Source organism: Devosia sp., from assembly GCF_017307565.1.
Lineage (GTDB): Bacteria > Pseudomonadota > Alphaproteobacteria > Rhizobiales > Devosiaceae > Devosia.
This window is the reverse complement of record NZ_JAFKHD010000231.1, coordinates 1-7873: the sequence shown is the minus strand read 5'-3', so window position 1 is coordinate 7873 and position 7873 is coordinate 1. Positions and strand designations below refer to the sequence as shown.

The 7873-nt window shown below is 61.2% G+C and carries 8 protein-coding genes and 1 pseudogene; 7 read left to right on the top strand and 2 right to left on the bottom strand.

All coding sequences use genetic code 11. The features are described from left to right. The 4 genes from ilvN to J0I64_RS07640 all read left to right on the top strand — a co-directional run. A partial coding sequence (gene ilvN, locus J0I64_RS07655; RefSeq protein WP_291407003.1) for an acetolactate synthase small subunit occupies window positions 1-229 on the top strand: 229 nt, incomplete at its 5' end. A gap of 99 nt (window positions 230-328) precedes the next feature. After that, window positions 329-1075 carry a pyridoxine 5'-phosphate synthase gene (locus J0I64_RS07650; RefSeq protein ID WP_291407002.1) on the top strand — a complete coding sequence of 249 codons (747 nt, stop codon included), beginning with the start codon at window positions 329-331 and terminating at the stop codon, window positions 1073-1075. A 232-nt stretch (window positions 1076-1307) separates the two neighbouring features. Then, entirely contained in the window at window positions 1308-1922 is a 615-nt protein-coding gene (locus tag J0I64_RS07645) for an NAD(P)H-dependent oxidoreductase (protein WP_291407001.1), read from the top strand. A 154-nt stretch (window positions 1923-2076) separates the two neighbouring features. After that, window positions 2077-3999: a potassium transporter Kup gene (locus tag J0I64_RS07640; protein ID WP_291407000.1), complete on the top strand. Its 1923-nt coding sequence runs from the start codon at window positions 2077-2079 to the stop codon at window positions 3997-3999. 64 nt (window positions 4000-4063) lie between these two features. Here the strand turns inward: J0I64_RS07640 and J0I64_RS07635 are convergent, their stop codons facing one another. Further along, window positions 4064-4483 (bottom strand): hypothetical protein, encoded by a 420-nt coding sequence (locus J0I64_RS07635; RefSeq protein ID WP_291406999.1) that lies wholly within the window; start codon window positions 4481-4483, stop codon window positions 4064-4066. A 133-nt stretch (window positions 4484-4616) separates the two neighbouring features. Then, entirely contained in the window at window positions 4617-5741 is a 1125-nt protein-coding gene (locus J0I64_RS07630; protein ID WP_291406998.1) for an NADH:flavin oxidoreductase/NADH oxidase, read from the bottom strand. 128 nt (window positions 5742-5869) lie between these two features. Between J0I64_RS07630 and J0I64_RS07625 the strand changes: the two genes are divergently transcribed. The 3 genes and pseudogenes from J0I64_RS07625 to J0I64_RS07615 form a co-directional block, all read left to right on the top strand. Beyond that, a complete protein-coding gene (locus J0I64_RS07625) occupies window positions 5870-6775 on the top strand; it encodes a S9 family peptidase (RefSeq protein WP_291406997.1) in 906 nt (301 codons plus the stop codon). A 121-nt stretch (window positions 6776-6896) separates the two neighbouring features. Then, entirely contained in the window at window positions 6897-7019 is a 123-nt protein-coding gene (locus J0I64_RS07620; protein ID WP_291406996.1) for a hypothetical protein, read from the top strand. Between the two features lie 116 nt (window positions 7020-7135). Continuing rightward, window positions 7136-7873: pseudogene (locus tag J0I64_RS07615) on the top strand (2-isopropylmalate synthase); the annotation flags it as partial.

Below are 7873 nucleotides of genomic sequence, written 5' to 3'. Positions count from 1 at the left end.
GGCACTGACCAAGGTGAAGGGTTCGGGCGAGCATCGTGCCGAAACCTTGCGTCTCGCCGATGCCTTCCGTGCTCACATCATCGATGCGTCGGTCGAAAGCTTCGTTTTCGAAGTGACCGGCAAGCCCGAGAAGATCGACAGCTTCATCGGCTTGATGTCGCCGCTGGGCCTGGTCGAGGTCGTGCGCACCGGTCTTGCGGCCATCGGGCGCGGTGCGGAGGGGATGTGACGGTTTTCCGTCACAACTCATAGCTCTCATCACAAGGTTCGATTGGGCGGCGCGGACGATCCGGTATAGGAAGGGCCAAGTTCCTACCGAGTCCGCGCCATGACCTTACTTTCCGTCAATCTCAATGCCGTCGCTCAGTTGCGCAATCGCCGCGATCTGCCCTGGCCCAGCGTTACCGGGCTGGCGCGAGTGGTGATGGATGCTGGCGCAAGCGGCATTACCGTCCACCCGCGGCCGGACGAGCGTCATATCCGTCGCACCGATGTCTATGATCTCAGTGCCATGCTGCGGGCGGAATATCCGGAAGCCGAGTTCAATATCGAAGGCTATCCGACCGAGGACTTTGTCGCCCTGATCGAGGTCGTCAATCCGCAGCAGGTAACGCTGGTCCCCGATGATCCCTCACAGGCCACGTCTGATCATGGCTGGGATTTCGTGGGCAAGGGCAATTTCCTGACATCGGTCGTGCAGCGCCTCAAGCGGAGCGATCGCCGAATTTCCCTGTTCTGCGATCCGGACGCCGGGATAGCGGGCGTGACCGCTGCCAAGGCGACTGGCGCTGATCGCGTCGAACTGTTCACTGGCCCCTATGGCGCGTGCTTTGCCGATCCGGACCGGGCGGCAAAAGAACTGGCTGCGTTGGCCGAGACTTCGGCCGCGGCGCTATCCATGGGCCTCGGAGTGAACGCCGGTCACGATCTCACGCTCGACAATCTGCCCGCCTTCCAGCTGGCGGTGCCCGGCGTCGCTGAAGTGTCGATCGGTCACGGCATTACGGCCGATGCCTTGTTGCATGGCTTTGCCGAAGCGACCCGCCTCTACATCGCGGCGCTTGCCGACAAATAGCGTTCGCTGTTCTCTCCCAACGAACGGTGAGTTGGCGAGTATGGGACAAGGGCGCTGTCCTTTGGTTATTTGGGGCTGAAATCGCCGAAAAATCTGAGTTTTCCTATACTTACATCCGTGTAACTGGGTGACCTCGGTGTCGCCGGATGACAAACGGGTGCCCTCTTGAGCAAATCCGAGGCAGGCACATATATCGCCTCAGTTACGTTTTGTTACCAAGGAGGGCACTCAAATGTCCAAGCTCAAGATCGGCGTCATCATCTCCTCCACTCGTCCCACCCGCTTTGGCGAACTCCCCGCCAAGTGGATCTTGGACAAGGCTAATGAGCGCCCGGAGATCGACGCCGAGATCGTCGACCTGCGCGACTTCGACCTGCCGTTCTTCGACGAAATGGCTTCCAACGCATGGATGCCGTCGCAGAACGCTGAAGCTGTTCGCTGGCAGAACAAGGTTTCCGAATATGACGGCTACATCTTCGTCGTCGCCGAATACAACCGCGCCATCACCGGTGCGCTGAAGAACGCGATCGACCAGGCCTACACCAACTGGAACAAGAAGGCGTTCGGCGCCGTCGGTTACGGTTCGGTTGGTGGTGCCCGCGCCATCGAAAACCTCCGCACCATCGGTATCGAACTGCAGATGGTTTCGACCCGTTCGGCCGTCCACATTGCCGGCGCTGACTTCATGTCCGTGCACCCGGGCTTCGGTGGCACCAAGACCCTCACCGAAATCGAAGCATCGATCGGCAACTCGGCCAAGGACATGCTCGACCAGCTGGTCTGGTGGGGTGAGGCTGCCAAGGCTGCGCGCGAAGACGACGCTGCTGCCGCCAAGGCTGCCGAGTAACACGAGCACCTCCGGGTCTCGTTTGCAGGACAGGGGTATCGCCTTCGGGCGGGGCCCCTGTCTGCTTTTTGAAACTGTTGTGCTAATGGTGTTGTCTGACAGGGGTACCGGGTGTATAGCGGCGCCCGCCCTTAGAGAGAGAGCCCAAAAGCTCATGACGCAAGCGGAAACAGCCGGCCAGCAGGCTGGCCTCGCGGAGGCCGATCAGGCCGGCCATCCGAAAAGCAATCTGCCAATCCTGACTCTTGGGGCAATCGGCGTCGTTTACGGTGACATCGGTACCAGCCCGATCTACGCGTTCCGGCAGGCCATGTATGTCCGGCCCGGCGCTGCGGCTTCCAATATCGAAGTTCTGGGGCTTCTTTCCCTGATCGTTTGGGCCCTGACGCTCACTGTCGCGGTCAAGTACGTGTTCTTCGTGACGCGTGCCGACAACAATGGCGAAGGCGGCACGCTCTCGCTCATGGCGCTGGCGCGCAAGACTTTTACCAATCCGCCGGTGTGGATCACCACGCTCGGTGTACTTGGCGCGGCGCTGTTCTTCGGCGACGCCATCATCACTCCCGCCGTTTCCGTGCTTTCTGCCGTTGAGGGCATCGAGCTCGTGCAGCCTGGCATGACCCGCTGGGTTGTACCAATCACGCTGGTGCTGATTCTGGGGCTTTTTGCCGTACAGAGGTTTGGTACTGCGAAGGTGTCCATCGTCTTCGGGCCGGTAACGGCCGTGTGGTTCCTGACGCTCGGCGTTGCCGGCATTTCCAATGTTATCCAGCATCCCGAGGTGCTTTGGGCCATCAACCCGCTGCTCGGTATGCAGTTTCTCATGACCCATTTCGGCATTGCCTTTGTGGTCATCGGCGCCATTTTCTTGGCGGTGACGGGCGCTGAGGCGCTTTATGTCGACCTCGGGCACTTTGGGCGCCGGCCGATAGTGTTGGCCTGGTTCGGCCTCGTGTTTCCGTGCCTGTTGATGAACTATTTCGGGCAGGGCGCCTATGTGCTCAGCCATGGCGTCGACAATGTCGCCAGTCCGTTCTTCGAGATGATCCCGGAATGGGGGCTGCTGCCCTTCGTCGTTCTGGCGACGGCGGCGACGATCATTGCCAGTCAGGCTGTGATCACCGGCACCTATAGCCTCACCCAGCAGGCGATCGCTCTCAACATGCTGCCGCGCATGGTGGTGCACCACACCTCGGCGACCCAGAGCGGTCAGATCTACATGCCGCAGATCAATTCGCTGCTGCTGATCGGTGTGCTGGTTCTGGTGGCTTCGTTCGGAAGTTCGGCAGCGCTGTCAAACGCTTACGGTATTGCCGTGTCGGGCGTGATGGTGGTGACGCTGATGCTGCTGGTTGTTGTCATGTGGCGCAACTGGAAGTGGCACCCCGTGGCCGTCGTGTTCTTTGGCATCGTTTATTTGTGTGTCGACGGCGGGTTCTTTGCCGCCAATGCGGCCAAGCTCTTCCAGGGCGGCTGGGTGCCGGCGGCCGTGGCGATGTTCGTGGCGCTGATCATGTGGAGCTGGATGGCCGGTCGCCGGCGTCTGGCCGAGAAGACCCGCCGCGATGAGGTTCCGCTGCAGTTCCTCGTCAACAACCTGACCAAGAAGAAGCCGACGACCGTGCCGGGTACGGCGATCTTCCTGACCAGCGATATCGAGGGTGCGCCGACGGCGCTGCTGCATTCTCTCAAGCATTACAAGGTCTTACACGAGCAGAACGTCATTCTGACGGTCAAGACCTCGGCGTCGCCACGTGTGCCGGACGACGAGAAGGTGACGATCGACGCCTATAATGAGCTGTTCTTCCGCGTCATCGTGACCTTCGGCTATATGGAAACGCCCAATATTCCCAAGGCCTTGGCGCTTGCGCGCAAGCTTGGTTGGAAGTTCGACATCATGTCGACGTCGTTCTTCCTGTCACGCCGGTCGTTGAAGCTGGGGCAGAAGAGCGGGCCGCTGCGGTTCTGGCAGGACCGGCTGTTCATCCGGCTGGCGCGCAATGCGAGCGATGCCACGGAATACTTCCATATTCCCACCGGACGCGTGGTCGAGATCGGCACTCAGGTGGTCATCTAGGCGTCTAGCGGCACGCTTGAGCCAGCAGACTGTTACCACCGAGTGCCGCGTTTGAGCGAATTGGTTAGCGCGGCATGTCCGGGCAGACCGTCGGCACCTCGGCGGGTGCGAAACGCTGTTCGACCACGTCATTGCCGAGTTTAAGCGAGAGTACCAATTCGTCGGCGGTGAGCGAGGAAATGTCGGCATTGATGGTCATGCCGTCTTCTTCCCAGGAAATTGCCGTGTCGGAGACCTGCTGCCACTTGGAGAGGCGGTAGGTTTCCCAGCAGCTGTCGCTGACGAGCGTGCCGTCGGCGAGGAAGATCTGCATGGTGCCGGGGCTGGCCGAGTCGCCTTGCTGGACCCAGACCTTGTTGAGCAGGGGATTGTCGGCGTCGCCTTCGTCCTCGATTGCCGGTTCTTCGGCGGCGGTCGGGAGACAGCTGGCAACCCCAACTCCCCAGACGCTCATGAGTGCGATGATGGCGGCTTTGGTATCCATGAAATTTCCCTCTGTCTGGCGCTGACATGGTGATCGCGGGCGACAGGCTCAAGGGTGTTGCGCGGTTGCGGCGAAATTTCGATTGGGCCGGGAAATAATTGGGGCAATGGCATGATGCCATCGCCCCAGATGTTTACGAGGCCTGCAGGCCAAGGACGCGATCGTGCTCGGAAACGCGGCGGGTCTGCACCGGCCAGAGTTCATAGGCCTTGTCGCCGAGATAGCGCTCAGCATGCACCGGCCAGTTGGGATCGTTGAGGGCCCCGCGGGCCAGGGCGATGAAATCGGCATCACCATTGGCAATGATCGCTTCGGCGGCATCGACATCGCCGAGGAGGCCGACAGCCATGGTCGGGATATCGGCACCCTGTTTTACGGCGCGTGCGAAGGGCACCTGATACGAGGCGGCATAGGAGATCCGGCCCTGGGCGAAGCCGCTGCTCGAGCAGTCGATGGCATCGACACCGCGCGCCTTGAGTTCGCGGGCCAACACGACGCTGTCTTCGGTCGTCCAGCCGCCTTCGGCATTGTCGCTGACGGAAATGCGAACCAGGAGAGGCTTGTGGGCAGGCCACACGGCTCGGACGGCTTCGGTCACTTCAAGCAGCAGGCGCATGCGGTTTTCGAGGCTGCCGCCATACTCATCGGTACGATGGTTGGCGAGCGGAGACAGGAACTCGTTGAGCAGATAGCCGTGGGCGGCATGGATTTCGACCGTGTCGAAGCCGGCCTTTTCCGACCGAATGGTGGAGTCGACAAAGCCCCGGATCACCCGATCTATCCCCGCCTTGTCGAGGGCGAGCGGCACCTGGAAACGTGGGTCGTCCGGGCTGTGCGATTCTGCGCTCGGGGCAACGGGTTGCCAGTGCTCATAGCCGGCGGCGCGGCGCTGCTCCTCGGTCTGGAGGTCTTCTTCGCTACGCCATGAAACGGGCGTGGACGCCTTGCGGCCGGCATGGGCCAGCTGAATGCCCGCGGCCGCGCCCTGGCTGTGCAGGAAATCAACGATGCGGGCGAGGGGGGCGATCTGCTCGTCCTTCCAGAGTCCGAGGTCGCCATAGGTAATGCGCCCCTCCGGAACCACGGCCGTCGCCTCAAAAATGACGAGACCAAAGCCGCCGATGCCGAAGCGCGAAAGGTGTGCGAAATGCCAGTCATTGGCAAAGCCGTCTATCGAGGAATACTGGCACATCGGCGCCACGACCGTGCGATTGCGCAAGGTGAGGTCTCGCAGGGTGATGGGGGACGTGAGCGTCATGAAGAATCTCGCTGGATAGGCTGCTGGAAACAGGCGACGCGGCATAGATGCATGTCTGCCTATTCATCGGCAAGTAACGATGAAGCAAATGTGCCTTGCGAAGCTCACATGTCACTGGTTAGTTACTTGTGGTCTGGGAGGACAGGATGGCGATTACACGTTCCCGTTTCAGCGCGCTGCTCGGTTTCGAGGAGCCCGACATTGTTCTGCTGTCGCGGGAGGCCACGGAGCATGATGGTTATGTAGTGGAGTTGCTGCGGTTTCGCATTGGTGAAGACCTGGTGCGTGGCTTCCTGACTCGTCCAGCGGACGCGGCAGGGCGGCTGCCGGCGATCCTCTACGGTCATTCGCATGGTGGGGGGTATGACATCGGTGCGCGTGAACTGCTCGATGGACGCGAGTATCTGGCCGGGCCGCTGGGGCCGGTCTTTGCCCGGGCGGGTTATGTCACGCTTTGCATCGACATGCCGATCTTCGGCGAGCGCGCTACGGCGAGCGAGAACTTTGCTGCCAAGGCGCTGCTTTGGCACGGAAAATCGTTGTTCGGGAAGATGCTGTGCGACCATGCCGCGGCTTTGACCTATCTCGCCGGGCGCGATGATGTGGACGCCTCGCGCATTGGGGCATTTGGCATCTCGATGGGTTGCGTGCTGAGCTATTGGCTGGCGGCGCTCGATGATCGCGTTGCCGCAGTTGCACATCTCTGCTGCTTTGCCGACTTCCGGACCATGATCGAGCTGGGCGCGCATGATGGTCATGGCATCTACCTGACGGTGCCGGGCATGCTGCGCGAGGCGGATGGCGGGGCCATTGCGGCCCTCGTGGCGCCGCGTCCGCAATTGGTGTGCATTGGTGAAGCAGATGCGTTGACGCCGCCGCTTTCGGTTGAGCGGGCCTGGGCGGAATTGGCGCCCGCTTATGATCTGACGCCCGACAGGCTGGAACTGGTCAGCGAGCCGGGTATAGGGCATCAGGAGACAGAGCGGATGCGGGCGGCCGTGCTAGCGTTTTTTGGGCGCTGGCTGAGGGGCTGACACCGCCAGCGGCCGGGGCGGAGCAGACTATCCAATCCGAAAAATCACACCAATGCCGACATCAAGGCTTGCACGGCGCGGTGAATTCGATCATGCTGCCATCAAATTAGAGAGTTTCTCCATGCAGCGCCGTCGCGCCAAAGCTATCGCCATCACTCAGCAGCAGGTCCTCCAGACCAAGCTGTTGATTGCTGCTGGCATGCTGCTTTTGCCCGCGCTTCTCCTCCTTCTTATCAGCCCCTGATCACCGGCAGCTCGGATTAGCGAGCGGGTCGTCAGGGGATTGCGCCATAAACCGAACATTAGAAATGTCCGGTCCGACGAGCCATTGCCTCGGGGCCGATAGGAAAAGAGCCTAAAATGACTGCCACTGCCAACAGCAACAAAGAACGCGTCTTCATTTTCGACACCACCCTGCGCGACGGCGAGCAATCGCCCGGCGCGACGATGACGCTGGAAGAAAAGCTGCAGGTTGCCGATGCGCTCGACGAAATGGGCGTCGACATTATCGAAGCCGGTTTCCCGATTGCTTCCAATGGTGACTTTGAGGCCGTTGTCGCCGTCGCCAAGCAGGTGAAGAACGCCACCGTCGCCGGCTTGGCCCGTGCCATCACCGCCGATATCGACCGCGCCGGCGAGGCCGTGCGCCACGCCCGCAAGGGCCGCATCCATACCTTCGTTTCGACCTCGCCAATCCATCTGGCTCACCAGATGAAGAAGACCGAGGACGAGGTGATCGAGATCATCGCCCGCACCGTCGCGCAGGCGCGCAACCTCGTCGATGACGTCGAATGGTCGGCCATGGACGCGACCCGCACCCCGCTCGAATTTTTGAAGCGCTGCGTCGACACTGCCATCAAGGCTGGTGCGACGACGATCAACCTGCCTGACACTGTGGGCTATGCGGTGCCGGAAGAGCATTTCCGGATGTTCAAGACCATTATCGAAAGCGTACCGAATGCCGACAAGGCGATCTTCTCGGTACACTGCCACGATGACCTGGGCATGGCTGTGGCCAACTCGCTGGCCGGTGTGGCCGGTGGCGCGCGCCAGATCGAATGCACCATCAACGGATTGGGCGAGCGCGCCGGCAATGCG

Coding starts and splice junctions, on each gene's coding strand:
- J0I64_RS07640 (WP_291407000.1), top strand. CDS start 2,077: ATGACGCAAGCGGAAACAGCCGGCCAGCAGGCTGGCCTCGCGGAGGCC.
- J0I64_RS07620 (WP_291406996.1), top strand. CDS start 6,897: ATGCAGCGCCGTCGCGCCAAAGCTATCGCCATCACTCAGCAGCAGGTC.
- J0I64_RS07630 (WP_291406998.1), bottom strand. CDS start 5,741: ATGACGCTCACGTCCCCCATCACCCTGCGAGACCTCACCTTGCGCAAT.
- J0I64_RS07635 (WP_291406999.1), bottom strand. CDS start 4,483: ATGGATACCAAAGCCGCCATCATCGCACTCATGAGCGTCTGGGGAGTT.
- J0I64_RS07645 (WP_291407001.1), top strand. CDS start 1,308: ATGTCCAAGCTCAAGATCGGCGTCATCATCTCCTCCACTCGTCCCACC.
- J0I64_RS07650 (WP_291407002.1), top strand. CDS start 329: ATGACCTTACTTTCCGTCAATCTCAATGCCGTCGCTCAGTTGCGCAAT.